We start from the raw sequence: 25,688 nt of genomic DNA, 5'->3' as shown, positions 1-25,688 counted from the left end.
TCCTGTCCGCTTCACCGCCATCGTCATTCCCCCAAGGCTTTGCCCTAGGGAATCACAACTGGCGAATTACGCAACAGGCCCACAAGGGGAGAGGGATTCAGAACTCGTCGCTACATCCCCAACAATCGCGGCAGCCACAACGACAGGCCCGGCCAGTACGTCACCACCACCAGGAATCCCAGCATCGTCAGCAGCCATGGCCACACCGCGACCGTGAGCTCTGTGATCCCCATCTTTGCGATGCCTGACGCCACGTAGAGATTGAGGCCGACAGGCGGATGGCAGAGGCCAACCTCCATGTTGACTGTCATCAGGATGCCGAAATGGATCGGGTCGATGCCGAGCTTGATCGCGACCGGAAACAGGATCGGAGCCATGATGAGGATGATCGAGGACGGCTCCATCACGTTACCCGCCAGCAGCAGCAGCAAGTTGACGAGGAGCAGGAAGCCGATCCACCCCAGGCCCTGGTCGATCATCCATTGCGCCAGCGCTTGCGGCACATTCTCGTAGGTCATCAGGAACGAGAACAGGACGGCGTTGGTGATGATGTAGAGCAGCATCGCCGAAAGATTCGCCGACGACAGCAGCACCCGCGGCACGTCGCTCAGCTTCAGGTCTTTATAGATGAACACCGCGACGATGAAGGCGTAGACCGCACTGACGGCGGCAGCTTCGGTCGGCGTGAACAGGCCGCTGTAGATGCCGCCGATCACGATCACGATCAGCAGGATGCCCCAGATCGACTTGCGGAAGGCATCGAAGCGCTCGAACAGCGTTGCCTTCGGCATCCGCGGATAGTCGTTGCGCCAGGCCCGGTAAAATGTGGTGGCGCCGAGCAGCGTGGCCAGGACCAATCCCGGCACGATGCCGGCGATGAAAAGCTTGCCGACCGAGCTGTTGGTGGAGACGGCGTAGAGAACCATCGGGATCGACGGCGGAATCAGAATTCCGAGCGAGCCCGACGTCGTGATCACGCCCGCGCCGAACCGCTTCGGGAAGCCTTGCGCGACCATCGCCGGCAGGATCACCGAGCCGATCGCCACCACGGTCGCCGGCGACGAGCCGGAAATGGCGGCAAACAGCGCACACGCGACCACCCCCGACAGCGCCAGACCGCCGTACCAATGGCCGACCAGCGAGGTCGCGAAGGTGATCATCCGCCGCGCCACCCCGCCATGAGTCAGGAAGTTGCCGGCGAGGATGAAGAACGGGATCGCCATGATCTCGAAGTTCTCGATGCCGGTGAACAGCTTCAGCGCCACCGATTCCGTTCGCACGTCGGTCAGTGTGAACATGAAGCTGAGCACGGTGAGACCGAGCGCGATCGAGATCGGCATGCCCGTCAGCATCAAGGAGAGCAGAAGCGCGAACACGATGAGGACGCGCAAGCCCTGCGGCAGCGTGATGACGTGACCCGCATGCGCGAAGCACAAGGCGACGATCAGGACCGGCAGCAGCATCAGGATCCAGCCGAGCGGGCTGCGCTCGTCCCGGACGACCTGACTATGCGTGACCGGCGCCGGATGCACCGGATCCGCCTCGACACCCTCGACGCCCGCCATGTCGTGATGCGGCAGCTCGCCGGTGCGGTGGAACGACCAGGCGACCTGCAGGAAGCGGAAGCACATCAGGCCGGAGCCGAGCGGGATGGTGAGATACACCATCCACATCGGTGCTTCCAGATCGTTGGACTGCTGGCCGGTCTGCCACATCTGTCCCACGAACGCGGCGCCGAAATAGGCGACGATGGCGGTGAAGAGGGCGCCGCACAACAGACCGAAGGTGATGACGCGCCGGCGCGATCCGCCGGGCAGGATATTAACCAGCACGTCGACGCCGACATGGATGCCGGTCCGCACGCCGTAGGCGGCACCGAACTTCGCCATCCAGATGAACATGTAGATGCAGAGTTCCTGCGCCCAGGACAGATCGAGCGCGGCAAGCCAGACGAATGCCGCGCGCGCCGGGACGGCGAGGAAGGTCAGATTGCGGGCTTCCGCCCATTTGGCGATATCGATCGACAGCCCGGCGCCGTAGCGGTGCAGCACGGCGACGAAGATGAGCGACGTCGCAGCCGCGATCATCGTCGCGATCAGCCACTCCTCGAGATGATCGAGCACACGATTCAGAACACGCAGCAACTTCGTCCCCCCAGCATTGGCTCGTCCATTCAAGAGCGAAACGGCCGGGAGTGCGATCACCCCCGACCGTTGCTATTCTTGTTAGGGCGCGGCCGTCAGTTCATCTTGACGTCGAGTTCCTTGGCGACGAGGTCGAGCACCTCCTGCCCGACCCGGCCCTTTGCCCATTTATAAGTCGGCTGCATCGCATCCTGCCACGCCTTGCGATCGGCATCGGTCAGGTAATGCAGATTGGTCTTACCTGTCTTCTTGATCTCGGCCAGCGCGTCCTCGTTCTCCTGGCGCGCGATCGAGTTGGTGTAGTCGGATGCCTCCGCCATCGCCTTGTCGAGCTGGGTGCGGATGTCGGGCGGCAGGCCCGACCAGAACTTCGAATTGACGATGACCGCATATTGCAGATGCGCGTGATAGGACACGGTGATGTCCTTCTGCACCTCGTAGAACTTCTGCGTCAGGTAATTGGACGCGGTGTTCTCGCAGCCGTCGACCACGCCGGTCTGCAAGGCCTGGTAGACCTCGGAGAACGCCATGATCTGAGGGATCGAGCCCATGATGCGCAGATATTGGTCGGCGACCTTCGATCCGGAGATGCGGAATTTAAGGCCCTGGAAATCGGTCGGCTTCAGCAAGGGGCGGTTGGCGGAGAGCATGTGAAAGCCGTTGTCCCAATAGGCAAGCCCGGTGATGCCCTTGGTCTCGAGCTTCTGGAACAGCCACTTGCCGACCGTGCCCTTCATCGCGTTGGAATAGGTCTGGTCGTCCTTGAACAGCCAGGGCAGGTCGAGCGCCTCGAACTCCTTGATGCCGAGCGGCGCGAATTTCGCGGTCGAAGGGGCAAGCATGTGCACGGAGCCGAGCTGCAGCGCCTCGATCTCCTCCTTGTCCTTGTAGAGCGTGGAGTTCGGGTAAACTTCAACCTTGACCTTGCCGTCGGTGTATTTCTCGGCGAGCTCCTTGAACTTCAGTGCGCCCTTCCCCTTCGGGGTGTCGTTGGCGACGACGTGGCTGAACTTGATGACGATGGGAGTTTGGGCCTGCGCAGCGGCAGGGGCCAGAATCAGCGCGGCCGCCGCGACCGCAAGAAGCAGTTTGCGCATGAAGACCTCCCAACAACCTCGACAAACCGGGTGCTTTTTTGTTTTCCGGTTTGAGTAGTGGCAGCAATCCGCAGGCCGAACAACTAGACCTAAGCCCAATTTGCCGCAGCCAAGCTATCTTGACGAGCGCTGTCTACGCAACCCGGCACCTGCTTCTGTCCAGGGGAACGAGCGCTTATGTCGCATTGCGGCAGAGCATCAGCTCTTGCGCTGCGCAACCATGAAAAGGCGGCGGAACGGGAACAGGGTCTGCCCCGCCGCATTCTTCGGATAAGCCTTCGCAACCCGCGCGCCATAAGCGGCTTCGAATGCGATCTTCTCCTCGCCTGCGAGCACGTCGAGATAGCGCGTCAGCCAGGTCCCCTTGGTCCATTCCTTCACGGGGTTCTCGCCTTCGAGCACCTGCAGATATTCGGTCTCCCAGATGTCGATGTTGGCCGACATCGGCGCAAGAAGATCGTGATAGAAGGCCGGCCCCTCGACCGGCGGCGGCGTCACGAGATGCTCGAGCTTGGATCGCCACGGACCATCGAGTGCGGTCTCGCCGATCAGCACATGCGACGGCGCCAGAAAGTTGCGCGGCATCTGCACCGCAAGCATGCCGCTAGGCTTCACCTTCTCCATGACCGATGGAAACAGCGCCGCATGATTGGGCAGCCAGTGCAGTGCGGCATTGGAATAGATCAAGTCGTATTGCCTGGCGGGGCGCCATTGGCCGAGGTCCTCGTGGGACCATTCGACATCGGGTGCAGCCTTGCGGCCGGCGGCAACCATCTCGGCGGAGCCCTCGACGCCGGTCACGCTCGCCTCCGGCCAGCGCTCCTTGATGAGTTTTGTCACGTTGCCGGCGCCGGCGCCGAGATCGGCAATCTCGCGCGGGCCAAAATCCGGAATCCGCATCAAGAGGTCAACGGCGGGCCGGAGCCGGTGGCCGGAGAATTTTAAGTATTGCTGCGGATCCCAGGCCATCGCTCAACGCCTTTTCTTTTTCGTGTTTCCTTCAAGGTCGCTCTTGGTTACCACTGCTCGTCCCGCTCAGGCAATTCGCAAGGCGCGCGGGACGGGCAGGAAGCGGACAGCAATAAGCAAGAACCAAACAAGAGAGCGTGTGACCATGGACCTCGGGCTCAAATCGAAAACCGCTGTTGTCACCGGCGCGAGCATCGGCATCGGCCGCGCCATCGCCAAGGGCCTCGCCGCCGAAGGCGTGCGTGTGGTCGGCGTGGCGCGGCGCACCGATCTGCTCGCCGAGCTGGTGAAGGAGGAAGGCTCCGGGCTGATCACGCCGCTCGAGCAGGACGTGATGGCGAAGGACGCTGCAGAGCGGATCGCGGCGTTCGCGGTGAAGGAGCTCGGACATGTCGACATCCTCATCAACAATGCCGGCGGCAGCCGGCCACTGCCGGTCGATGCGCCCGACAGCAAATGGGACGAGGCGATCGCGCTGAACTTCACCAGCTACCGCCGCATCGCGCATGCACTGCTGCCGCAGATGATCGAACGGAAATGGGGCCGCATCGTCAACATCACCGGCAAGTCCGAGCCCGAGGGACTCAACGCCGCGTTCGCCGCCAAGGCCGCCGTGCACGCCTGGGCCAAGGGCCTGTCGCGCGAGATCGGCGAGCACGGCATCACCATCAACTGCATCCCTCCCGGCCGCATCATGAGCGAGCAGATCCGCCGCAACTACGCGCCTGACTATCGCGAGCGCTTCGCGGAAGAGGAAATCCCGGTCGGCTATTGGGGCGAGCCGGAAGATCTGGCCGCACTCGCGGTGTTCCTGGCCTCGCCGGTGGCGCGGTACATCACCGGGACGGTGATCCCGGTGGACGGGGGGCTGCGGCGGTATCAGTTCTAGGGCTGGGCTCCTGTATCCACGACCCGCGAACGCTCGCCATGTCCGGTTTGCCCCCAGGGCTATCGCATTTGGGAGTGATTTCGCCTGTGGCCATCCTTCGAGACGCCCGCCGTTGGCGGGCCCTCAGGATGACGATCGAGTGCGCGGCTGCAGTTTCAACGAGCACCGATGCTGCTTAGCCTCATCCTGAGGAGACCGCGAAGCGGTCGTCTCGAAGGACGAGGCGCGCGCTCAGCTCGCGCTAAGCGCCAAATGCATTGACCTGGGTTTGCCGCCAGACCTCACGGTTTGACGTAGCTCCAGCCCTGCTCCTGCAGCTCCATGACGCGGACAACGCCGGATTTCACGACCGTTGCCTGTGGGATCAGGTTGATGTCCTTGTTCTCCGCCTTGCGCATGTTTTCCTGCGTGTTGCCGCAGGCTTTGAACGAGATTTCGGGATGGCTCATCGCGAGCACCTCGATGCGCGGCTTTACCGGCGAGGTGTCGTCGCGCAGCATGTGAAGGCCGGGACCAAAGGTGACGACCTCGATCGACACTGGTTCACCGAGATCGCGATAGTATTGCGCGACGTTGCTCGCATTGTTGAGCGTGAGGTTCATCATCGCAGGTTCGTTGGAATTGACCTGCAGCACCAGCCGGTGCGACTTTTTCGCGCTCTCGGTTCTTGAAGCCTGAGCCATCTTCGTGTTGTTGGGATGATCCTGCCTGATCGCGTGAATCTGCCGCGGCTTGCTCACCTGCTTCTGTCCACCCGGATGCTTCGCGTTGCTCGCTTGGCTCTTCTCGCGCGCCTGCGGGAACCACTGGTTGTCCTGCTGCGCCTGCGCGCCTGGTCCGACCAGAAGCCCTATCGTCAAGCCGCCGATGACTGCCAGCGCCAATTTTGGATTGATCATCTCGTGTCTCCCATATCCTGACCATCACCTACCTGGCCTGGTGACGACATGTGGCCATTTGCATGCAGCCGCCATTTTCTTGCGCACGTTTTCGAATCCGCTGAGCAGGAATTGTCCGTCTTGCGCCGGGCCAGTGCGGGTGAAAAGGCTCACGACGATGTGACCGTCGTCGGGTAGTGAGCTCAACAATTTTACGACGTCGCCCCCGAAAGCGACGCCGGAGCCGAATGACGGCGACGCTGCTGCGAGTTGCATTGGCGTATCCGCATTCAGCCGAAAGGAGATCACGTATTCGTTGGCGCTGCGTGACAGAGCCGGTCCGGCGACGATGACTTCCGTGCGGCCTCTGCGGCAGTGGATTGCGAGCTGCATCGCGGCACCGTCCGAGCGACCGACAGAAGTGGCCGTGGCAGTGACGACCGGCAGATAATCGACTGGCGAAGTCGTCTCGCTGACGATCCAGCCAGCATCCCGGCTACTCCGGCTGGACGGCGGAATCTTGCGCGATAAGCCTTGCAGACATTCCAGCCGGGCTTGTCCCTCCATCGCCGAACAAGCCCTCAGTGTTTCCATGGGATCGCTCGTACTTTGCGCGTAGGCGATACCGCAGGCGACGTTGAAGGCGACAGCGAGCGGCGGAGCGGCAGTCTTCATGGCCTCGCCTGTACGCTGCGCGCTTTGCGATCCAGCCATTCCTGCGCGGCCTGGAAGCGGCTAAGACCCGGGACGGATGCCGCAAGATTGATCGACTGCCATTTCGGATCGAAGCCTGGTGCCTGCAGCCGGTCGATGCGCGAGAACAGGTACTCGACAAGGCGAGCCACGCGTTGGTAGCGATTGGAGCCTGGCGGCCAGTTGAAAGCGACAAGCGCTGTCGGGACCGCGATGGTCGAGACCCGCTCACCCTGCTTGATCAGATTAGGATACTCATTGGCGTCCAAGGTCGCGGGCAGATAATAGTCCTCGAATTTCTTGTCGTAACGGATCGGGAGGAACTTGAATCCGGCCTCCCAGCGGCCCTTTACGAAGGCATCGACGGGTTTCGACGTGATGAACACAACGGCCGACATTTCGCCTTTGCGCATCTGCTCCAGGGCAACCTGATGTGGGATGAATGTCTTTTCGACATCGATCCCGAGGCGGCTGAAGATCAGTGGCCCTGAATAGGCGGCCGCGGTGCCCAGGGTGTTGAAGTTCACCCTCTTGCCGACAAGATCCTGCAGGCTTGTGATCTCAGGCCGCACAAAGATGTGCAGCTCGGATGGGAAGAGATTGAGCAGATAGGTGATGCGGCTCCGGATCTGCGGTACCTGAATCTTATACTCCTCGAGCGCGTCGGAATTGATGATGGCAGTATCGACGCCGCGCAAATAGAGCAGCGCGTTCAGATTGTCGGTGGCCCCCCGGGTGACGATCGGCAGGAGATGCAGGTCTGCTCCGTCGTCGACGACGCGAGCCATTTCTGCGGCAAGGCGGATCGGCGCGCCCTCGAGCAGGCCCCCGGCGAGCCCGACCGTCCAGGCGTTCATCCGGTTCTTTTCGTTCTCTTTCGGAAGCGGCCGTCGGTCGAGCTGTGCATCGGCCTTGGCATTTCTCGCCGTTTGCGCTTCCAGGCAGGCCGTTTGAAGCATCATAGCGACCGGCACCCACCAAGCCAGCAGGAGCAACGAGCGTAACTTTGGCGCCTTGTTCATGTCGTTCCCTTCCGGCTCAGCCGCCGCAAGCTTTCGTCTCTCGGACTGCAAGAATCCCATTCTCAGGGTCGGAGCGCATCCAGCCGTTCCTTGGCTTCGCGAATACCGCCCCTGTGTGCCTTCGCGTAAAATTCGCGCGCCTTGGCCGCTTCGCCGCGAGTTCCATAAGTACCCCAGGCGGAAAGAACCGCCGGATCATAGGTCTCGGCGAGCATGAAACTTGCCTGCGCAATGTCCTTCTCTGCTGCGAGCTCGAGTACAATGCGTGCTGCACCAATATTTCCTTGATCGAGCAGCGCCCTGGCACGCGGGAGCAAACGGGCCTCCGCCTCGTTCTGGACTGCGGCGGTCGGTGGCTCCGCCACTTCCACGCTCCGCGTCGCCGGCAGGACCGGCGCGTCATTTGCTTGCTCGGCAAGGGCGCGCTCATGGGTGGAGCGCCACCCCGATGCAAGATCTCTCTCCCTGGCCTCGGTTTTGCTCAGCTCCTGTTTCAGCGACTGTCGCAGCTCACTGATCTCTCGTTTCGCTGCCTGTCTCTGCTGCAAGACCGCATTTTCGGCATCGCGCAATTGCGCGTTGCGGGTTTCGATCTCCCGGCGCACTTCGGCAAGTTCGCTCTCCAGCGCAGCGGCGTGCGCCTGAGCCGCTTCGAGAGCGCGGCGTTGTTGATCGGCATCGGCAGCTGCTGCCTGCGCTGCTTTGGCTTCCGTGACCAGAATGGCGTTCTTTTCCTGCTCTTGCTGCAGGGACTGCCGCAGTTCCGCAATCTCCAGCCCCTCCGCCGGGCTTTCCTCCGCAGTCGCAGCTTCCGTCACAGGCAAGCGGCGAGGCATTCCGGCGAGTTCGCTCGCGAGCGCGGCGGCGCGCGACTGCGCCTCGTGGCGTTCCTGCTCAGCGCTCGCCGCCGCTGCCTGTGCGGCGTTCACCTGCCTTGCGCGGGCGGTGCTAGTTTCCCGCTCGCGCTGCAGAGACTGCTCTAGTTCTGCGATCTGCCGCTGCGCCGCTTCTCTCTGTTGCGCGGCCACATCCTTCGCCTTCCGCGATTCTGCGTCGCGGGCGTCGACCTGCCGGCGGAATTCGGCAACTTCGTTCGCAAGCGCAGCGTTGCGCGCTTGCTCCTGTTGCAGCGACTGCCGCAACTCGTCCGCCGCAATTTTTGCCGCGTGCGCCTGCTGGACCGCCTCCTCAAGTTCCCTGCGCGCCCCGTCCGGTTCACTGGCGCGCGCATGACTGTGCAAAGCATCTCGATCGGGCCATGGCTCAGGCTGCACCATGCCCGCTGGCACCGTGTACGTTAGGTCTCCGTTCGCTTCGCGCTGAAGGAGCGCTTGCGACCTCGCCCCTATTTCCGGCCGTCGGTCGAAGCGGAGGGCATTCTCGCCGCCGATTTGCGCCATTTCCGGCATCGTTCGTGCGCTGAAAGTATCGAACACACCCAGTAAGGCCGCTCCAACCAGGATCGCGGGAAGCAAAATGACAGCCGCCGCGAGCGGATTGCCCGATGGTTCGCCCTCTGGGTCAATGTCCTCAGCTTCGGGATACCAATGGGTCGGCTCGGCGTTGATTGGAGCACCGTCTTTGGAGACCCATTTGCCTGCTTGAGGCGACCAGCGAGCGACGTCAACGACCCCGGTCGCATCTTCCACCCAGATGTCTTCTCCGTCCCTGGGTGCAGTATCAATCGGTCGGCGCATCGATCACGCCTCTTTAGATAAAGGCTAGAGCGGCGCGATTGCTCCGCCTGTTTCGCGGTTCGGCATGGAAGAAAATCCCGAGAGCGAAAGGACTTGGCAGGCATCAGCCCCACAATTAAATAATTAAATAAATTATATATTTTGAACCAAATGCGGAGTCAAATTAAATCAGCCGGGTCCGACCTGAAAGGGGCGTCAAATCAGGCACGTCTGCTTCCTGTTGGCATTGCGCGGTCGGGTACGTTGTCGTCCACGGCAAACCACCCCTCGTACATCGTTTGGAATATGGGCAGTGCACGGCGAACATGCGAAGTTAAGGCGTTTTCGCGTCTCGGAGCTGAGGAGTGACCGATGCGCCTTGCATTGCCCTATTTGGGAATTGGCGTCTGTTTGTCTCTTGCGACCTGGTTGGCGTTGGGGCTTGCGTTCGAGTGACGGTTTTCCACCCCGAGCGTTGACCTCCACATCGCTTATTCCGCCGATTTCTTACTAGCCGTCTTGTCGCGACCTCGCGCAATTCATCATTCGGAACTACCCGATCTCCCGGCCCCCTAGTCGTCAGCCTGGGCGAGCCTGCTAAGGCAATACAGTGCGGGAGTGCGTGCAGGAGGCACCGACAACAATGTCGGCGACAGCGCGCCGAGCATCTTCCTTGCCTTCAAAAGCGGCCGATGATGCTCGTAAGAGGCGCGCGCACGATCACTGATCCGCCGCCGGCTTCTTCAACCACCACCTGCGGATCAGCAGCCACTGCATGGCGCAAATCGTCACTCCCATGGCAGCAACCACTCCGTAGACGATGAAGAGCGAAACGAAATTGAACGGATGGCTCTCATGAGCTGCCATCTGCTGACGTGATCCATGCAGCGGAAATAAGTGAGCAGTGCGCCTGTCGTGCACCAGCGCCACAGCTCGGAAAGTCCGAGCCACGCCATCAATGCGCAGCGACACCGTCGACGAACGTTCAGCACTCAGCACGATGAGTTTCGCAAGCGCTCTACCATTCTGCGCGTTCGAAGGCACAACTCGGTTCCCCGCAATCTGCGCCGTTATGATACCGGAACGCCAAGTCCGCCAACGCGTTATCGCCTGTATGGAAGGAGAAGATCATGAGCGTTGAAGGCAAGATCAAGGAAGGCGCCGGTTACATCAAGGAAGAGATGAACGAGCACGGCAAGGATCCCGAGAGCCAGCGCAAGGCTCAAGAGGGACGCGATCTTCGCAATGAGGGCCGCATGGAAGACGGCAAGCCCCCGAAGACCACCAAGCCTGGCACCGGCCACTGATCCGATTCAATTCGAAACCGCCTCCGACTGATGTCGGGGGCGGTTTTGCGTTTCCAATGAGTAGAACGCGAGGAACGCGTAGCCTCATCCCGCCGTTGCTCCAGCCCCACTGGAGGAAAATTCATGTCCAAGACATCGCTCGCCGAGATCGCGAAGGAAATGGCCGACATCGACATCGCCATTCTTTCGACCCACACCGAGAACGGCGAAATCGCCAACCGCCCCATGAGCAACAACGGCGATGTCGCCTACGACGGCACGTCTTACTACTTTGCCCATGACCGGACCCGCACCGTCTCGGACATCAGGCGAAATCCGAAAGTCGCGCTCGGCTTTTCGTCGGAAGCGGGCCTGTTCTCGAAGGGGATCTATGTCGCCGTCGAGGGGACGGCCGAACTAATCCGGGACAAGGCGGCATTCCAACAGCATTGGACGAGCGATCTCGACAAATGGTTCGACCGCGGCATTGATACGCCGGGCATCGTGCTGATCAAGGTCAAAGCCAACCGCATCACTTACTGGAAGGGCCGCGAAGAGGGTGAGGTTGCGCTCTGATTGGCTCGGTACAGCGATTCGCTGATTGGTTCTTCCGGAGCCGCGAAACAGGTGCCATCACTATCGCGCAGTGGCCGAATCTTCTTCTTTGGATCGTCCTCGTTGCCGGCGTTCTGCTTTGGATCTGGCCTGCCGCAGGCAAGGTCAGCGTCGGCTTGACGATCGTCATGAAGGGCGGACTCGTCGTCTGGGGCGCCGACGAGGTCTTCCGCGGCGTGAATCCCTGGCGGCGCTGTCTCGGCGCTGCCGTCGTCGTCTACGAGTTCATGACGCTTCTGCCGTGAACCCAACTACTTCAGTCCATCACCTGATCGGCACCGATCAGAAAACTTTCGGAGATCACGAGGTCAAGAGCCTTGGCGGGCCGGCCCGGGCAGCGGCACCGCGATCGGCGCGCGATATCGTAGGTCAGCGCTTGCCAAGCCGATACGTGGCCCGCCTTGATAGGCGGCGTCGCACGTTCACCGGCGTCCACGTCTTTTTCGGGATCGCTAGCACGTTAGCATCCTGCCAGTGTTTTGCCCGACGGTTCAACTTGATCGCAGCCGCGACTGCCGTCGCAAGGCGGTTCGAAAATCCCTTATCAATCAAGGCGACTTCTACTGTGCATGGGGTTGTTTTTCGACTTTTTGTCTTGGGCCCCGAGGAAAGTGTGCAAGCACCGCTCACTCCGCCTGCAGAATCTCCGCAATCGCCGCTCCTGCCGCGATCGTGCCGAGCTTGCCGCCGATGGCCCGCGTCGCCCTGCCCTCGCCAATCGCCTTCGCCACCGCCGCCTCGATCGCGTGCCCGGCCTCTTCATAGCGGACCGCACCAGTCTTCTCGCCGTGCCAGGCCAGCAGCAGCGCGGTCGACAGGATCAACGAGACGGGATTGGCGACGTCCTGTCCGGCAATGTCGGGCGCCGAGCCGTGCGCGGCCTGCGCCATCGCGTAGCGCTCGCCGACATTCAGCGAGCCGCCGAGGCCGAGGCTTCCCGAAAGTTCGGCGGTAAGATCGGACAGGATGTCGCCGAACATGTTGGTGGACACGATGACGTCGAAACGATCAGGACTGCGCACCACATGCGCCATCATGGCATCGACCAGAATGTCGTCGACGCTCAGTCCTGGATAGGCCTTCGCCGCCGCGCGGCAGATCTCGAGAAACATGCCGTCACCGATCTTGAGCACATTGGCCTTGTGCACGATGGTGAGGTGCCTGCGCCGCTTGATCGCGAGGCGGCATGCGGCATGCGCGATGCGCTCACAGCAGAGGCGTGTGATCCTTCGCAGCGAGATCACCACGTCGGGCGTGACCAGCATCTCGCCGCTGCCCTGCTCCAGGTTGCGGTCGGCGTAGAACCCCTCGGTGTTCTCGCGGACCACGACGAGGTCGAAATCACCGAGGCGCCCGGGCTGCCCCGCATAGGTGCGCGCGGGCCTGATATTGGCGTAGAGGTCGAGGTTCTTGCGGAAGTACCTCGACGGATTGATCTCGCCATGAGCCTCGTCCTTGAAGTCGAAGGTCGCGGTCGGACCCAGGATCAGGCCGTCAGCGGCGCGGACGATGTCGAGCAGCTCGGGGCGCACGGTCGTGCCTGATAGCTTCAGGCTCGCATGCCCGACCGCGTGCTCCTCCAGACGCAAATTGAGCTGGAAGCGCTCTGAGGCCGCGCGCAGCACGCCCGATGTCGCGGTCGTGATCTCGGGTCCGATGCCGTCACCGGGCAGAACGACGATTTGCATGGCGATCCCCTGACTTTTGCAGCCGCGGCGCGATCATACGCCAGCGCGAGCCGTCATCGCCTCACCTTCGCGCATACACAGCATGCAAGCATATGCCTGTGGAAGGCGGCCCCGCCGTAGTACATGCGAAATGACCGATTTGAGCCGCGCCGCCGGAGCCACGCGCCAACGCAATGACGATCACGTTACCTGCCGCCGCGCGCGAGCCCGACCACACCATCTCTGATGGCCTCCCCGCCGCGCAGCGGCGCTGGGCGATCGCCGCGATCTTCACCGCGCTGGCGATGGCCTCGCTCGACACCGCGATCGCCAACATCGCCCTGCCCGCCATTGCTGCCGATCTGCATGTCTCGCCGGAGCAGTCGGTGTGGGTGGTCAACGTCTACCAGATCGCGCTGGTGGCGACGCTCTTGCCGCTGGGTGCGCTCGGCGAGATCGTCGGACACCAGCGCATCTATCTCGGCGGCCTCATCCTGTTCACCATCGCCTCGCTGCTCTGCGCGGTGGCGTGGTCGCTGGACAGTTTGCTGGTCGCGCGCATGCTGCAGGGGCTGGGTGCCAGCGGCATCATGAGCGTCAACACCGCGCTGGTGCGCTTCGTCTATCCCGGCCGGATGCTGGGCCGCGGTTTTGGCCACAACGCGCTTGTGGTCGCGACCGCCTTCACCTTCGGGCCAACGATCGCCTCCGCCATCCTGGCCCTCGGCCCGTGGCCGTGGCTGTTCGCCGTCAACATCCCGTTCGGCCTCGTCGCGATCGGCATCGGCGTTGCGATGCTGCCGAAGACGCCGCGCGCCGATCACGGGTTCGACTTTCTCGGCGCAATCCTGGCGTCGGCCTGCCTCGGCCTGTTCATCACAGGCATCGGCAGTGCCGCGCATAATCTGTCGCCGGCGGTCGTGATCATCGAGCTGGTCACGGCCCTCGCGCTCGGCTTTATCCTGACGCGCCGGCACGCCGACCATCCGGCGCCGATGCTGCCGATCGACCTGTTCAGCCGGCCGATGTTCGCGTTGTCGGCCGCGACTGCGGTGTGCTCCTTCGCCGTGCAGGGCCTCGCCTTCGTCTCGCTGCCGTTCTATTTCGAGGACGTGCTCGGCCGCTCGCAGGTCGAGACCGGCTTCTTCATGACGCCGTGGCCGCTGGTGGTCGGCATCATGGCGCCGATCGCGGGACGCCTATCCGACCGGCACGCGGTCGGCCTGCTCGGCGGCATCGGCCTGGTGCTGCTCGGCCTCGGCATGGCGCTGCTCGCAACGCTTCCGGCCAACCCCGCCATTGCCGACATCATCTGGCGGATGGTGATCTGCGGCATGGGCTTCGGCTTCTTCCAGGCGCCGAACATGAAGGCGGTGATGTCAAGCGCGCCGCCGCACCGCAGCGGCAGCGCCTCGGGCATCGTCGCGACCGCGCGCCTGACGGGACAGACGACGGGGGCGGCCCTCGCGGCGCTCTGCTTCGCGCTGGCCGGTCACGACGGCGCAACCGTCGCGCTGGCGCTCGGCGCCGGCTTTGCCGCACTCGGCAGCGTGATGAGCTTCCTGCGGCTGGCGGTGAAGTAGACCGAACGCGTTGGCGCGCCTCAATCGGCCGGCCTGCCTTCACGGAGCCTTCTGCACGATGGGACGGCTCACGATTGCCGCGGCATCGAGCGGCTCGCATTTGATCGTCCGTGTCAGCTTTGGCGGGCCTTTCCAGCCCGCGGTCTCGCTCAGGGGCGCAAACGTGCCTCCTTGCGGCGTCAGGATGATCGGCTCCGACTTCAGGCAGAGATCGGGAAATGCGAGGCCATGGCCGCCGCCTTGGCTGAACCGCCCAACCAGCGTCTGGGAGGCCTGCATCCGCGTCGCTGGCGAGGCTCGCATCGCGCGGTCGGGGTCGAAAGCGCGATAGCACGCCCAATCGGTGTGGTTCGCTTCGAACTCATAGACGACCCGGCAAGCAGCTCCGGCCGATTTCACGAACGGCGCATCCGACGGCGCGGCGGCATCGCGTTCGAAAACCAGGGTCTGCAGCGTCAACACTTCGGTCGTCGCGCGGGACACGTCGGGCTTGCCCGGTTCGATCGCTATTTCCCCACGGGAGAACACCAGCTTGGTCCTCGGTCGCGCCTCCCTGGTCTCCAGCACCAGCATGGGCCTCTCCGCCCACGAGCGGTCCAGGTCCACGTCCCCGTCGCCCATCGTCAGCCGCGCATTGCCAACGGAAGGGTTGTCCCTGGCGAAATCGATCGTGCGAAGGTGCACACTCGACTTCGACGCCTCGAGGCTCAGGAATCGCAAATCATCCGCCTTGCGCGTGATCGGCATCATCGGATCGAAGCGATCGTCGATGTTGAACCGGACGATCTTCTTCAGCTTGGCCGAGAGAGGCCCTTTGGCGGCGAGCGGCGGCGCAACGTCAATCACAAGCAAGGCACCGTCGGGCGAGAAGCTGTTGCCGAAGGCGCGCTGCCAGGCGGCGGTCAACAGCGAATCCGTCCGCTGATCGATGTCCCGCGCGAAATAGATCTGCTGTCCGGCGCGAACCAGCGGAAAGTTCTGGAATGCGCCGAGCGCCGCGCCCTTGCGAACCTCCGGTTCGGGGAAGGTGACGCATTTGGACCGGTCGTCGCCTCCGGACTCCTCGACCTTCCTGGATGCAGAGCGGGAGCAGAAGCTCAGATGCTGCTCCTTTGTCTTCTGTGTGCTGATCGACGTCGCGTAGACGAGATCCGGACTTCCGGGCACTTCCATCGGAAGCGGAGAGGTCGCGAACATGTCGACCTCAACCCTGCTGAGCGACGGGCCCGCATCGACGGAGCAGAGATCCCGGGCCGGCAGGGTATTGGTGAGGAGGCGCGCCGGATCGGCGCCGACGATACAGGACATGCTGTCCTGCGGGTTGTTCCGGCTCATCCAGATCAGACGGTCCTTGCCCGCTCCGTCGACCAGGAGATGCGGCGCGGCGTGTCGACGGCGCGGCGGCAACCAGACCGGCATGGTTTCGGACAGCAGGGGCTCGCGCTTGAGCAGCGCTTCCGGCAACCGCGTCACGCCGACCGAGCGCAACTCGGCGCTGACGGCGTTGGGATCGGTCGTCCACTCGAGAACGGGAACACTCGCGCAGGTGATGCAGGTCACCGCAAGATTGGAGCGGACGTTCTCGAACATGAGAATGACCTGATCGGGGTCGCTGCCGTATTTGGCCGGCGCGGCCGCCTTGAACGGATGATCCACCACACGGCTGACCAGAAATCCGTTCGACCGCGACGGGTCCGAATCGAACTCGAAATAGGTCGATCGGTCCCAGCCGCGATAGGCGTCGTATCCGCCGATGCTCACGCCGGCCAGAACCATCTTGGAGTCGGTCTGACAGCGCGCCGCGCTGCTCTCCTGGCTGCCGTTTCGTATGTAGAGACACAGTCGAAAAGCCGCGTTCTGCAGAATGCGGTCGCAATCGTTCTGGTTATAGCCATAGGTCGCCAGGCCATGGCGATAGCACAGGTCGTGAAAGACGCAGGCCTGCCTGAAGCGCTGCAGGACGAGATGGCGCTTCTGGTTGGAATCCCTGCCGCCGTCGAAAAATATGTTGGCCCAGGGCGGCAGGCTGCAGTTCAGGCCCTCGCCGCTGCCACCGATGGTACTGACGACGTCCGGCCCCGATTGAAAGGCCGTGACGGTGGCGGGCATCTCGCCATCGGTGATGTCGTCGACGTTCTTGTAGATGGAATCGGCGATGAAGGAAGGCAGATATGCGAAGACCAGCACCGCCACGACAATCAGCGCAACCGACCAGCGGATCACCTTCCTGAACATGGCCCAACCCCGCTAGAGCTTTTCCGGCAATGACGTCGGTCGCAATGGCAGACGAACACTGAGCCTCGCGGGCCAACTCAAAATGCCCGCGCGGAACGTCCAGACGCCGAAATCGCGGCGGGCCCGGGTCGTCCTGACGACGATCAGCTTGAGGTTGTCCTGCTGTCAAGCCGGGATCTCACACATGACAGCCAGTTTGATTGCCGACGGCACGCCGGGCAGCGCATTAAAGCGTCGTGGGCGGTTCCATCGCTCTCCGGATGTCAGGCCAGATGTCGAGCCTCGGTCGCGCCCACAGCTACGGCTGGACTCGGGATTTGCTCGTCCAGCGCCGCCAGGCGCGCGTCAATGGCGGCGATGACCTTGCGCGAGAACGGTCCGAGATGGGCATAGGCTGCGATCATCTGCACGGCAATGCGCGCGGATGTCGTGTCGCGCTTGGCGCAGTTCATGAAAGTTTGCCACAACGGTCCACGCGCCTCGGGAAGGGCGGTGACCACCTTGTGCACCGTCTCCATCGCACCGAGCTTGGCGCGGATATCGCCTTCGGCGAGCTCGTGGCGCTGCCGGGACCGGTCGAGCAGCGTCATGAGGCGGTCGACGCGTCCTGAATAGGCAGCCGGGCTGTAGACGTGCTCCAGCACCCGCTTGTAGTCCGTCAGGATGTCGCGGAGCGGGCGCACCGGATCGAAATTGATTCCAGCCGTGCACTGATCGGCGCCGATGGTCGGCGCCACATCGTGGCCCGCGTGGAGCCGGCCTTCGCGCTCCAGGCGGCGCGTCAGCTGCGTGTTCGGCAAGGCATAGAGCAGCCCGACCATGCTGACGGGAATCGCCGCTTCCTCGATGAAATCGATCATGGCGTCCGCCATGGAGACCTTCTCATTGTCGAAACCGACGATGAAGCCAGCGGTGACGAGCATGCCGGCGGCGTAGATCTTGTGGATGCTCTCGGCGATGTTGCGCCGCGTATTCTGCTTCTTCCGCATCGCGACCAGCGTTGCCGGATCCGGACTCTCGATACCGACGAAGATGGCGAAGAAATTCGCCGCCCCCATCAACTCCAACAGCTCGGGATCATCGGCCAGGTTGACCGAGGCTTCGGTCGACAATTCGAACGGATAGCCGTGGGTCCGCTGCCATTCGGCGAGCTTAGGCAGGAATTGCCGCAGCGACTTCTTGTTGCCGATGAAATTATCGTCGACGAAGTCGAGATGGCCGCGGTAGCCCATCTGATAGAGCCTATCGAGCTCGACGAACATCTGCTCGATCGTCTTGGTCCGCGGCACGCGGCCGTAGAGCTCGATGATGTCGCAGAACTCGCACGTGAACGGACAACCGCGCGAATACTGCACACCGAGATAGAGATAGTCCTCGAACTTGAGCAAGTCGAAACGCGGCACCGGCGTCTTGGTCACGTCCGCCTGGAATTTCGGTGCGGTGAAGGTGCCGCTCCGCGCGCCACCCTCCCAGGCCGCAATGAATTCGTCGATGACGCTCTCGGCCTCACCGAGCACCCGGAAGTCGGCCCGCTCATAGATGTGCGGGCTCGAAGTCGGGTCGGGGCCGCCCACGACCACCGGCTTGCCGGCCGCGCGGCAGAGCTCGATCAGGCGCAGCGTGTCGGCCTGCTGCGGCATCATCCCGCCGGTGAAGACGACATCGGCCCAGGCGAGATCCTCGTCGTTGAAGGGCGCCGTGTTGCAATCGATCAGCCGGACCGTCCAGCTTTCGGGCAGCATCGCGGCAACGGTGATCAGGCCCAAAGGAGCGGCCGGGCGCTTTACGCCCAATACCTTGCAGGATTCGCCAAAGGTCCAGAAGGACTCTGCCGAGAACAGCGGGTATAGCATCAGTACGTTGGGACTCGGCACGTTCATGGAACTCCTTCTGGCGTCGGCGCAGTGTACCAAAGCGCCCGCGTCTTGCACCCCGGCAAAAGGGACAAACTGTCGCCGTGGCCTCGACCGGGCCTGGAACCGGCGTTCACGGCTGGCGTCGCCTCAGACCCATGGATTGGCGCCCGCGGAAGGCCGACCGAATCAACCATGATGGAGGGCGAGACAAAACACCACCCTCCCCACAATCTTCCCTCAGCGGCGTAATTCTTCGCATTTCACCCCTCGGACTGTTGATTTGAACAGTTCCAGTTTGCCGGACACATTGCGCCCCTGAGTTCAATCGGTGGATTGGGCCAATCAGGGGACTTGCGATGGCAAACCTAACAATCAACGGAAAAACCTTCACTCTCGACGTCGAGCCGGATACGCCGCTGCTCTGGGCGATTCGCGAGAATGCCGGCCTGACGGGCACCAAATACGGTTGCGGCATTGCACAATGCGGCGCCTGCACGGTTCACATCGAAGGCGTCGCCACCCGCTCCTGCGGCGTCTCGGTCAGCGAAGCCGAGGGCAAGAAGATCACCACCATCGAGGGGCTCGCCTCCGGCGATGCGCTGCACAAGGTGCAGGAGGCCTGGATCGCCCAGGACGTGCCGCAATGCGGCTATTGCCAGAGCGGCATGATCATGGCGGTGGCGGCGCTGCTGAGCGAGAAGCCGAAGCCCACCGACGCCGATATCGACGAGGCCATCACCAACATTTGCCGCTGCGGCACCTTCCAGCAGGTGCGCGAAGCGATCCACACGATCGCAAGCGCGTAAGGAAATCCCCACATGAATAAGCATGTCTCGCCGCGGCTCAACCGCCGCGCCTTCGTCATCGGCACAGCCGCGGTCGGTGCCGGCCTCGCCATCGGCCTCGACCTCCCCTTCGGCGGCCCCGCCGTGGTCCGCGCCGCCGACGGCTCGCCGGAGATCGGCGCCTGGGTCGTGGTCAGGCCCGACGACACCGTCGTGATCCGCATCGCCCGCTCCGAGATGGGTCAGGGCTCGCTGACCGGCCTTGCCCAACTCGTCGCCGAGGAGCTCGAATGCGACTGGACCAAGGTCACGACCGAATATCCGACACCCGGCCAGAGCGTCGCCCGCAAGCGCGTCTGGGGCGATTTTTCGACCGGCGGCAGCCGCGGCATCCGCTCCTCGCAGGACTATGTCCGCAAGGGCGGCGCCACCGCGCGCGTGATGCTGATCCAGGCCGCCGCCGATGCATGGAAGGTGCCGGCCTCCGAATGCGCGGCCGCGAACAGCGTCATCACCCACACGCCATCGGGCCGGACCACGACCTACGGCAAGGTCGCCGAGGCCGCAGCCAAGCTGTCGCCGCCGGCCGAGGTCAAGCTGAAGGATCCGAAGGACTGGAAGCTGATCGGCAAGGGCGTGAAGCGGCTCGACACCGTCGACAAGACCACCGGCGCCATGATCTACGGCGCCGACATCAAGCTGCCGGGCATGCTGAATGCCGCGATCAAGGATTGCCCCGTGTTCGGCGGCAAGCTGAAGAGCTTTGACGAAGCCAAGATCGCCAGCATGAAAGGCGTCAAGAAAGTCGTCAAGGTCGGCGATACCGCGGTCGCGGTCGTTGCCGACACCTGGTGGCACGCCAAGACCGCGCTGGAGGCGTTGCCGATCGTCTGGGACGAGGGCGACAACGCAAAGGTCTCCAGTGAGACGATTGCCAAGTGGCTGGCCGAAGGCCTCAACAACGACCAGCCGGCCTATGTCGGCAACAAGAACGGCGATGCGAAGGCCGCGATTGCCGGCGCCGCCAAGAAGGTCGAGGCCGTCTACTCCTATCCCTACCAGAACCACGCCACGATGGAGCCGATGAACGCCACCGCGCTCTACACCGCGGACAAATGCGAGGTCTGGTGCGGCACGCAGAATGGCGAGGCGGCGTTCGCGGCGGTGCTCGAAGCTTCCGGCCTGCCGGCCGACAAGTGCGACGTGCACAAGGTGATGTTAGGGGGCGGTTTCGGCCGACGCGGCCAGACCGACTATGTCCGCCAGGCCGTGATGATCGCCAAAGAGATGCCGGGCACCCCGGTCAAGCTGTTGTGGTCGCGCGAAGAGGACATGGCGCACGGCCGGTACCACCCGATCACCCAGTGCAAGATGACCGGCGCGTTCGATGCCAACAACAATCTGGTCGCGCTGCACTACCGCCTGTCCGGGCAATCAATCCTGTTCTCGCTGCGCCCCGAAGCGCTGCAGAACGGCATGGACCCAGCTGCCTTCCAGGGCGTCGCCCAATCCGGCGAAGCGGCGTTCGGCTATTCGGTGCCGAACCTGCTGGTCGAGCATGCGATGCGCAACCCGCACGTTCCGCCCGGCTTCTGGCGCGGCGTCAACGTCAATCACAACGCGATCTACATGGAATGCTTCATGGACGAGCTGGCCCAGGCCGCAGGCCAGGACCCGCTCGAATTCCGCCGCAAGTTGATGGGCAACCATCCCAAGCATCTGGCGGTGCTCAACGCGGTCGCCGAGAAGATCGGCTGGACGACGCCGGCGCCGCAGGGCGTTTATCGCGGCATCGCCCAGGTCATGGGCTATGGCAGCTATGTTGCTGGCGCCGCCGAAATCTCGGTGACCGACGGCAGCAAGATCAAGGTGCATCGCATCGTCGCCTCCACCGATCCCGGCTACGTCGTCAATCCGGCGCAGGTGGAGCGGCAGATCGCGGGGTCCTTCGTCTATGGCCTCTCCGCGCTGTTCTACGGCGGCTGCACCGTCAAGGACGGCAAGATCGAGCAAACCAACTTCGACACCTACAACTCGATGCGCATCAACGAGATGCCGAAGGTTGAATCGGTGATGGTGCCAAGCGGCGGGTTCTGGGGCGGCGTCGGCGAGCCCACCATCGGCGTCGCAGCGCCGGCGGTGCTCAATGCGTACTTCGCCGCGACCGGCAAGCGCATCCGCTCCGTGCCGCTGCGGGACCAGAATATCACCTTCGCCTAAGCACAGCCGCGGCGGCCACGACGGCCGCCGCGGCATTTTGCGGACAAGATTCATGAATGCGCCGGTGACACGGCGGAATGCCGTTCTCGGCATCACCGCCGCGGCCACATCGTTTGCCGTCCCCTCGATCCTGCGCGCGCAATCCGCAGGCCGCATCGTCGTGGTCGGCGGCGGCTTTGGTGGAGCGGCCTGCGCGCGGGCGCTCAAGCGTGCGCAGGCGGGCTTGCAGGTGACGCTGATCGAGCCGAACAAGACCTTCACGTCGTGCCCCTTCAGCAACGAGGTGATCGCCGGCTTGCGCGAGATCGACGCGCAGCAGTTCGGCTATGACAGGCTCGCCGCCGAGGGCGTCACCGTCGCTGCTCAGGCCGCGACGGCCGTCGACGCGCAAAAGCGCAGCGTGACGGCCGCCGATGGCGCCACGTTTGCCTATGACCGCCTCGTGCTCTCGCCCGGCATCGACTTCCACTTTGAAGCCCTGCCCGGCTATGACGACGCCGCATCGGAGAAGATGCCGCACGCCTGGAAGGCCGGCGCGCAAACGCTGTTGCTGCGCAGGCAGCTGGAGGCAGTGGCTGACGGCGGCACGGTCGCGATCGCAATCCCCGCTAATCCCTTGCGTTGCCCGCCGGCGCCTTACGAGCGTGCCAGCCTGATTGCGCATTACCTGAAGACGAACAAGCCACGCTCGAAAGTTCTGATCCTCGACGCCAAGGACAATTTCTCCCAGCAGCGGCTGTTCGAGAGGGCGTGGAAGGAGCTCTATGGCGACATGATCGAGCGCATCGCGCTGTCACAAGGCGGTCGCGTGACCTCGGTCGATCCGGCGACCATGACCATTGTCACCGAGTTCGGCAACTACACGCCAGATGTCGCCAATGTCATTCCGCCGCAACGCGCGGGACGCATTGCCGAGATCGCAGGCGTGGCGGACCACACCGGCTGGTGTCCGATCGATCCCGTGACCTTCGAGTCGAAGCTCGTCAAGAACATCCATGTCATCGGCGACGCCTGCCTCGGCGGCGGCATTCCCAAATCGGCCTCGGCCGCAAGCGGGCAAGGCAAGGCTTGCGCCGCTGCCATCGTCGCTTTGCTCGCGGGCCGGGCACCCGAGACGCCACGGCTGACCGGCGTCTGCTACAACACCGTCGCGCCAGGCTATGGATTTTTGCTTGCAGGCAATTATCAGCCGAAAGGCGACATCTTTGCCGAGGTCGAGGGCGGCGCGACGAGCCCAGTCGATGCCCCGCGCGAATTGCGCGCCCGCGAGGCGACCGAAGCCGAGCGCTGGTTTCAAATCATCACGGCGGACGTCTTTGGTTAGAGCGATGATGGGACCAAGTTGCCGCCACGAGCTAGGTGCGCTCCCTCCCCCGCTTGCGGGGGAGGGTTGGGGAGAGGGTGTCTCCACTCGCGAGACTCCCCAAGAGGAAAAAGCCCTCACCCGCCGCTGCGCGGCGACCTCTCCCGCAAGCGGGAGAGGTAAGCGGAGTTCGCGGCGGCACCGTGCACCCAGTCCGATTTCTGCGGTTGCTGCGTTCATCGCGGCGAGCCTCGCCCTGTCCTCGCTTGCCAAGGCAGACGAACCCGCGCCCTACAAGATCGTAGGCGAAGGCATCCCGGCTTCTCTCACGGGCGCGCCAGGCGATGCCGTGCGCGGCCGCGCGCTGGTGCTGGCGCGCACCACGACCTGCATCCTCTGCCATTCCGGCCCTTTCCCGGAAACGCGGTTCCAGGGAGATCTCGCGCCTGACCTCACAGGCGCCGGGAACCGATGGTCGGTGAGTCAGTTGCGGCTTCGGCTGGTCGATGCGGCGCGCTTCAACCCGGACACCATCATGCCGTCCTATTATCGCAACGGCGACCTCGTACGAGTCGGACGCAATTTTGCCGGAAAGCCGATCTTGTCGGCGGCGGAGATCGAGGACATCGTGGCTTTTCTTGCAACGCTTCGCGACTAGGACTGTTCATGCCAACCACGCGACGACAATTTCTGAGCCTCGCCGGAGGCGTGACGGCCGCCGGGACGATCCCGATCGTCACCCTGCGTCCGCTTCACGCGACGCCCGCGATGCTCAACATCGCAATCCGCAATGTCGTCGGCGAAGCACCAATTCGCACCGGCAGGGTGAAGCTCGACATTCCGCCGCTGGTCGAGAACGGCAACACCGTGCCGATGACGGTGAGCGTTGCAAGCCCGATGACGGCGGACGACCACGTCAAGAGCATCCACGTCTTCAACGAGAAGAACCCGCAGCCGAACATCGGCAATTTCTATTTCGGCCCCTCCACCGGCCGCGCCCAGGTCGCGACCCGCATCCGCCTCGCCGACACCCAGAAGGTGGTTGCGATCGCCCACCTGTCCGACGACACGTTCTGGCAGGTCGCCGCCGACGTGGTCGTGACGCTGGCCGCCTGCACCGAGGAGATGAACTGATGGCCGCGCTCATCAACGTTCCCGCGAAGGCCAAGCGCGGCGACGTCATCGAGATCCGCACGCTGACCTCGCACATCATGGAAACAGGCTTCCGCCATACCACAGACGGCAAGCTGGTGCCGCGCGACATCATCACGAGCTTCTCCTGCCGCTACAACGGCGCCGAGATCTTCCGCGCCGATCTGTTTCCGGCGATCGCGGCCAATCCTTATCTGTCGTTCTTCACGGTCGCCAGGGAAAGCGGCAAGTTCGAGTTCGAGTGGATCGGTGACAACGGCTATTCCTCCACCGCGTCGGCATCGATCATTGTCGAATGAGCGTTTGGCGCGCGATAGCAGCGGCCGCATTGTTCGCCGCAGCGCCTGCCCTGCTCGCCGGTGAGATCCTGCCCGATGCGCGCCGATCCGGCTACTCCTTCATGGGCCCGGACACGCGCGCCATGCAGGACGACGACACCTCCAATCCGGGCATGCTGTTCGTGCTCGATGGCGAACAGCTATGGGACAGGAAGACCGGCAGCGCCGAGAAAGCCTGCGCGGATTGTCATGGCGATGCACGCACCAGCATGAAGGGTGTTGCCGCACGTTACCCGGCCTTCGACAAGGCGCTCAGTCGCCCCGTCACGCTCGACCAGCGCATCAATCTCTGCCGCTCCAATCATCAGCAGGCCTCGCCACTGCCTTACGAGAGCCGCGACCTCCTGGCGCTGTCCGCCTTCGTCGCCCATCAATCGCGCGGTGTCGCGATCACCGCCGGCGACGATCCGCAAGCAAAGCCCTTCGTGGAGCAAGGCCGCGACCTCTTCATGCAGCGCGAGGGCCAGCTCAACCTCGCCTGCACCAATTGCCACGACGACAATTTCGACAAGCGCCTTGCGGGCGCGCCGATCACGCAGGGACAGCCGACCGGCTATCCGCTCTACCGCCTCGAATGGCAAACGCTGGGATCGCTGGAGCGACGGCTGCGCAGCTGCATGAGCGGCGTCCGCGCCCAGGCCTATGATTACGGCTCGCCCGAGCTGGTCGCGCTCGAGCTTTATCTGATGTCGCGGGCGCGCGGCTTGCCGATGGAGACGCCGGCCGTCCGGCCCTGAGACTAGTGCTTTGAGGCTTCCGCTTGCGGCGAGGTGGCTTCGGCCGCAGCCGCGGGTGTCGCGACCGATAGTCCATGGAGCCTCCAGCTGCCGCCGACATCCTGAAACATCAGATCGAAATCGATCTGCAACGGCCTCGTCGGAATGGTGCCGCTGAGCCGCAGCATGCCGCGGCCATTGACGTTGGGTGCCGCCGACAATCGCGGGGCGAGAAGTGCGGCTCCAAACAGGTCGAACTTGCGGGCCCGCAGGTCGGAGAACGCAAGCGCGAGATCGGCGGCACTATTCCTGGCCTGGAATTCAGGTGCGGCAAGGTCGCGCAACACCGAATAATTGCCGGAGCGATTGGCGTCATTCAACGTCAGGAGCGAGGAGCGGATCAGATAGAGTGCCTGCTCGACGGTGACCTGCGGCCCGCCCTGTCGTGTCGGGGCCGCGGCGGGCTGAACCGCCCAACGATCCGCAAAGCCGGAAGGCGGTGATTGCGTCTCCGCACGCATGGGTGCGCAGGCTGCGATGAGGATCATACCTATGATCAATCGT

General features: G+C 63.4%; 25 protein-coding genes and 1 pseudogene. 12 read left to right on the top strand and 14 right to left on the bottom strand.

The window, feature by feature from the left end; genetic code table 11:
- Positions 1-110: 110 nt before the first annotated feature.
- The 4 genes and pseudogenes from GGD67_RS39960 to GGD67_RS21175 all read right to left on the bottom strand — a co-directional run bounded on the left by GGD67_RS39960 (position 111) and on the right by GGD67_RS21175 (position 4,210).
- Positions 111-1,391, bottom strand: coding sequence for a TRAP transporter large permease subunit (locus tag GGD67_RS39960; protein WP_246783491.1), 1,281 nt, complete (start codon positions 1,389-1,391; stop codon positions 111-113).
- Between the two features lie 219 nt (positions 1,392-1,610).
- A pseudogene (locus GGD67_RS39955) lies at positions 1,611-2,087 on the bottom strand (TRAP transporter small permease); the annotation flags it as partial.
- A gap of 152 nt (positions 2,088-2,239) precedes the next feature.
- The gene (locus tag GGD67_RS21180) at positions 2,240-3,241 is read right to left on the bottom strand and encodes a DctP family TRAP transporter solute-binding subunit (protein ID WP_179735547.1); all 1,002 of its coding nucleotides are present in this window, start codon (positions 3,239-3,241) and stop codon (positions 2,240-2,242) included.
- Between the two features lie 198 nt (positions 3,242-3,439).
- Positions 3,440-4,210: a methyltransferase domain-containing protein gene (locus GGD67_RS21175; protein WP_179735545.1), complete on the bottom strand. Its 771-nt coding sequence runs from the start codon at positions 4,208-4,210 to the stop codon at positions 3,440-3,442.
- 145 nt (positions 4,211-4,355) lie between these two features.
- On the opposite strand from GGD67_RS21175, the gene GGD67_RS21170 reads away from it, so the two are divergent.
- Positions 4,356-5,099 carry an SDR family NAD(P)-dependent oxidoreductase gene (locus tag GGD67_RS21170; protein WP_095426400.1) on the top strand — a complete coding sequence of 248 codons (744 nt, stop codon included), beginning with the start codon at positions 4,356-4,358 and terminating at the stop codon, positions 5,097-5,099.
- 281 nt (positions 5,100-5,380) lie between these two features.
- Here the strand turns inward: GGD67_RS21170 and GGD67_RS21165 are convergent, their stop codons facing one another.
- The 5 genes from GGD67_RS21165 to GGD67_RS21145 form a co-directional block, all read right to left on the bottom strand.
- On the bottom strand, positions 5,381-5,998 hold the full coding sequence (locus tag GGD67_RS21165) for a hypothetical protein (protein WP_246790845.1): 618 nt from the start codon (positions 5,996-5,998) through the stop codon (positions 5,381-5,383).
- A gap of 24 nt (positions 5,999-6,022) precedes the next feature.
- Positions 6,023-6,652: a hypothetical protein gene (locus tag GGD67_RS21160; RefSeq protein ID WP_246783487.1), complete on the bottom strand. Its 630-nt coding sequence runs from the start codon at positions 6,650-6,652 to the stop codon at positions 6,023-6,025.
- A complete protein-coding gene (locus GGD67_RS21155; RefSeq protein WP_179735543.1) occupies positions 6,649-7,692 on the bottom strand; it encodes a TAXI family TRAP transporter solute-binding subunit in 1,044 nt (347 codons plus the stop codon). Before GGD67_RS21155 ends, GGD67_RS21160 begins: the two co-directional genes overlap by 4 nt.
- 62 nt (positions 7,693-7,754) lie before the next feature.
- Positions 7,755-9,389 carry a hypothetical protein gene (locus GGD67_RS21150; RefSeq protein ID WP_179735542.1) on the bottom strand — a complete coding sequence of 545 codons (1,635 nt, stop codon included), beginning with the start codon at positions 9,387-9,389 and terminating at the stop codon, positions 7,755-7,757.
- A gap of 699 nt (positions 9,390-10,088) precedes the next feature.
- The gene (locus GGD67_RS21145; protein ID WP_157644503.1) at positions 10,089-10,367 is read right to left on the bottom strand and encodes a hypothetical protein; all 279 of its coding nucleotides are present in this window, start codon (positions 10,365-10,367) and stop codon (positions 10,089-10,091) included.
- Positions 10,368-10,498: 131 nt separating this feature from the next.
- Between GGD67_RS21145 and GGD67_RS21140 the strand changes: the two genes are divergently transcribed.
- The 3 genes from GGD67_RS21140 to GGD67_RS40180 all read left to right on the top strand — a co-directional run bounded on the left by GGD67_RS21140 (position 10,499) and on the right by GGD67_RS40180 (position 11,514).
- The gene (locus GGD67_RS21140; RefSeq protein WP_018322718.1) at positions 10,499-10,675 is read left to right on the top strand and encodes a hypothetical protein; all 177 of its coding nucleotides are present in this window, start codon (positions 10,499-10,501) and stop codon (positions 10,673-10,675) included.
- A 123-nt stretch (positions 10,676-10,798) separates the two neighbouring features.
- Positions 10,799-11,230: a pyridoxamine 5'-phosphate oxidase family protein gene (locus GGD67_RS21135; RefSeq protein WP_179735540.1), complete on the top strand. Its 432-nt coding sequence runs from the start codon at positions 10,799-10,801 to the stop codon at positions 11,228-11,230.
- Positions 11,230-11,514, top strand: a complete 285-nt coding sequence (locus GGD67_RS40180) for a hypothetical protein (RefSeq protein WP_179735584.1) — start codon at positions 11,230-11,232, stop codon at positions 11,512-11,514. The genes GGD67_RS21135 and GGD67_RS40180 overlap by 1 nt, the downstream gene beginning before the upstream one ends.
- A gap of 11 nt (positions 11,515-11,525) precedes the next feature.
- On the opposite strand, the gene GGD67_RS21125 is transcribed toward GGD67_RS40180, so the two are convergent.
- Positions 11,526-11,705, bottom strand: a complete 180-nt coding sequence (locus tag GGD67_RS21125; RefSeq protein WP_179735538.1) for a hypothetical protein — start codon at positions 11,703-11,705, stop codon at positions 11,526-11,528.
- Positions 11,706-11,895: 190 nt separating this feature from the next.
- Positions 11,896-12,957, bottom strand: a complete 1,062-nt coding sequence (locus tag GGD67_RS21120; protein WP_179735536.1) for an isocitrate/isopropylmalate dehydrogenase family protein — start codon at positions 12,955-12,957, stop codon at positions 11,896-11,898.
- 173 nt (positions 12,958-13,130) lie between these two features.
- Here GGD67_RS21120 and GGD67_RS21115 point away from each other — a divergent pair, with 173 nt between their 5' ends.
- Positions 13,131-14,519 (top strand): MFS transporter, encoded by a 1,389-nt coding sequence (locus GGD67_RS21115; RefSeq protein ID WP_179735534.1) that lies wholly within the window; start codon positions 13,131-13,133, stop codon positions 14,517-14,519.
- 39 nt (positions 14,520-14,558) lie between these two features.
- Here the strand turns inward: GGD67_RS21115 and GGD67_RS21110 are convergent, their stop codons facing one another.
- Both GGD67_RS21110 and GGD67_RS21105 read right to left on the bottom strand, forming a co-directional pair.
- Positions 14,559-16,754, bottom strand: a complete 2,196-nt coding sequence (locus GGD67_RS21110) for a hypothetical protein (protein WP_179735532.1) — start codon at positions 16,752-16,754, stop codon at positions 14,559-14,561.
- 263 nt (positions 16,755-17,017) lie between these two features.
- On the bottom strand, positions 17,018-18,634 hold the full coding sequence (locus tag GGD67_RS21105) for a B12-binding domain-containing radical SAM protein (protein WP_018322713.1): 1,617 nt from the start codon (positions 18,632-18,634) through the stop codon (positions 17,018-17,020).
- 332 nt (positions 18,635-18,966) lie between these two features.
- On the opposite strand from GGD67_RS21105, the gene GGD67_RS21100 reads away from it, so the two are divergent.
- From GGD67_RS21100 to soxA, 7 genes are all read left to right on the top strand, one after another.
- The gene (locus tag GGD67_RS21100; protein ID WP_026202799.1) at positions 18,967-19,416 is read left to right on the top strand and encodes a (2Fe-2S)-binding protein; all 450 of its coding nucleotides are present in this window, start codon (positions 18,967-18,969) and stop codon (positions 19,414-19,416) included.
- A gap of 12 nt (positions 19,417-19,428) precedes the next feature.
- Positions 19,429-21,615 (top strand): molybdopterin cofactor-binding domain-containing protein, encoded by a 2,187-nt coding sequence (locus GGD67_RS21095; RefSeq protein WP_179735530.1) that lies wholly within the window; start codon positions 19,429-19,431, stop codon positions 21,613-21,615.
- A gap of 52 nt (positions 21,616-21,667) precedes the next feature.
- Entirely contained in the window at positions 21,668-22,939 is a 1,272-nt protein-coding gene (locus GGD67_RS21090; protein ID WP_179735529.1) for an NAD(P)/FAD-dependent oxidoreductase, read from the top strand.
- Positions 22,940-23,135: 196 nt separating this feature from the next.
- Positions 23,136-23,576: a sulfur oxidation c-type cytochrome SoxX gene (gene soxX / locus GGD67_RS21085; protein ID WP_179735582.1), complete on the top strand. Its 441-nt coding sequence runs from the start codon at positions 23,136-23,138 to the stop codon at positions 23,574-23,576.
- A gap of 8 nt (positions 23,577-23,584) precedes the next feature.
- Positions 23,585-24,052, top strand: a complete 468-nt coding sequence (locus GGD67_RS21080) for a SoxY-related AACIE arm protein (protein WP_179735527.1) — start codon at positions 23,585-23,587, stop codon at positions 24,050-24,052.
- On the top strand, positions 24,052-24,369 hold the full coding sequence (soxZ, locus tag GGD67_RS21075) for a thiosulfate oxidation carrier complex protein SoxZ (protein ID WP_179735525.1): 318 nt from the start codon (positions 24,052-24,054) through the stop codon (positions 24,367-24,369). Before GGD67_RS21080 ends, soxZ begins: the two co-directional genes overlap by 1 nt.
- The gene (gene soxA, locus GGD67_RS21070) at positions 24,366-25,145 is read left to right on the top strand and encodes a sulfur oxidation c-type cytochrome SoxA (protein WP_179735523.1); all 780 of its coding nucleotides are present in this window, start codon (positions 24,366-24,368) and stop codon (positions 25,143-25,145) included. The genes soxZ and soxA overlap by 4 nt, the downstream gene beginning before the upstream one ends.
- A 2-nt stretch (positions 25,146-25,147) precedes the next feature.
- On the opposite strand, the gene GGD67_RS21065 is transcribed toward soxA, so the two are convergent.
- The gene (locus GGD67_RS21065) at positions 25,148-25,672 is read right to left on the bottom strand and encodes a hypothetical protein (protein ID WP_246783486.1); all 525 of its coding nucleotides are present in this window, start codon (positions 25,670-25,672) and stop codon (positions 25,148-25,150) included.
- Positions 25,673-25,688 lie beyond the last annotated feature (16 nt).

Origin of the sequence: Bradyrhizobium sp. IAR9 (genome assembly GCF_013408065.1) — a bacterium.
Classification (GTDB): domain Bacteria; phylum Pseudomonadota; class Alphaproteobacteria; order Rhizobiales; family Xanthobacteraceae; genus Bradyrhizobium.
The sequence above is the reverse complement of the archived record's forward strand: the minus strand, read 5'-3'. Positions and strand labels throughout refer to the sequence as shown.

What these genes read in the sequence shown, in the direction of transcription:
- GGD67_RS21180 (WP_179735547.1), bottom strand. Translation starts at nt 3,241, where the DNA reads ATGCGCAAACTGCTTCTTGCGGTCGCGGCGGCCGCGCTGATTCTGGCC.
- GGD67_RS21175 (WP_179735545.1), bottom strand. Translation starts at nt 4,210, where the DNA reads ATGGCCTGGGATCCGCAGCAATACTTAAAATTCTCCGGCCACCGGCTC.
- GGD67_RS21170 (WP_095426400.1), top strand. Translation starts at nt 4,356, where the DNA reads ATGGACCTCGGGCTCAAATCGAAAACCGCTGTTGTCACCGGCGCGAGC.
- GGD67_RS21165 (WP_246790845.1), bottom strand. Translation starts at nt 5,998, where the DNA reads ATGATCAATCCAAAATTGGCGCTGGCAGTCATCGGCGGCTTGACGATA.
- GGD67_RS21160 (WP_246783487.1), bottom strand. Translation starts at nt 6,652, where the DNA reads ATGAAGACTGCCGCTCCGCCGCTCGCTGTCGCCTTCAACGTCGCCTGC.
- GGD67_RS21155 (WP_179735543.1), bottom strand. Translation starts at nt 7,692, where the DNA reads ATGAACAAGGCGCCAAAGTTACGCTCGTTGCTCCTGCTGGCTTGGTGG.
- GGD67_RS21150 (WP_179735542.1), bottom strand. Translation starts at nt 9,389, where the DNA reads ATGCGCCGACCGATTGATACTGCACCCAGGGACGGAGAAGACATCTGG.
- GGD67_RS21140 (WP_018322718.1), top strand. Translation starts at nt 10,499, where the DNA reads ATGAGCGTTGAAGGCAAGATCAAGGAAGGCGCCGGTTACATCAAGGAA.
- GGD67_RS21135 (WP_179735540.1), top strand. Translation starts at nt 10,799, where the DNA reads ATGTCCAAGACATCGCTCGCCGAGATCGCGAAGGAAATGGCCGACATC.
- GGD67_RS21120 (WP_179735536.1), bottom strand. Translation starts at nt 12,957, where the DNA reads ATGCAAATCGTCGTTCTGCCCGGTGACGGCATCGGACCCGAGATCACG.
- GGD67_RS21115 (WP_179735534.1), top strand. Translation starts at nt 13,131, where the DNA reads ATGACGATCACGTTACCTGCCGCCGCGCGCGAGCCCGACCACACCATC.
- GGD67_RS21110 (WP_179735532.1), bottom strand. Translation starts at nt 16,754, where the DNA reads ATGTTCAGGAAGGTGATCCGCTGGTCGGTTGCGCTGATTGTCGTGGCG.
- GGD67_RS21105 (WP_018322713.1), bottom strand. Translation starts at nt 18,634, where the DNA reads ATGAACGTGCCGAGTCCCAACGTACTGATGCTATACCCGCTGTTCTCG.
- GGD67_RS21100 (WP_026202799.1), top strand. Translation starts at nt 18,967, where the DNA reads ATGGCAAACCTAACAATCAACGGAAAAACCTTCACTCTCGACGTCGAG.
- GGD67_RS21095 (WP_179735530.1), top strand. Translation starts at nt 19,429, where the DNA reads ATGAATAAGCATGTCTCGCCGCGGCTCAACCGCCGCGCCTTCGTCATC.
- GGD67_RS21090 (WP_179735529.1), top strand. Translation starts at nt 21,668, where the DNA reads ATGAATGCGCCGGTGACACGGCGGAATGCCGTTCTCGGCATCACCGCC.
- GGD67_RS21080 (WP_179735527.1), top strand. Translation starts at nt 23,585, where the DNA reads ATGCCAACCACGCGACGACAATTTCTGAGCCTCGCCGGAGGCGTGACG.
- soxZ (WP_179735525.1), top strand. Translation starts at nt 24,052, where the DNA reads ATGGCCGCGCTCATCAACGTTCCCGCGAAGGCCAAGCGCGGCGACGTC.
- soxA (WP_179735523.1), top strand. Translation starts at nt 24,366, where the DNA reads ATGAGCGTTTGGCGCGCGATAGCAGCGGCCGCATTGTTCGCCGCAGCG.
- GGD67_RS21065 (WP_246783486.1), bottom strand. Translation starts at nt 25,672, where the DNA reads ATGATCCTCATCGCAGCCTGCGCACCCATGCGTGCGGAGACGCAATCA.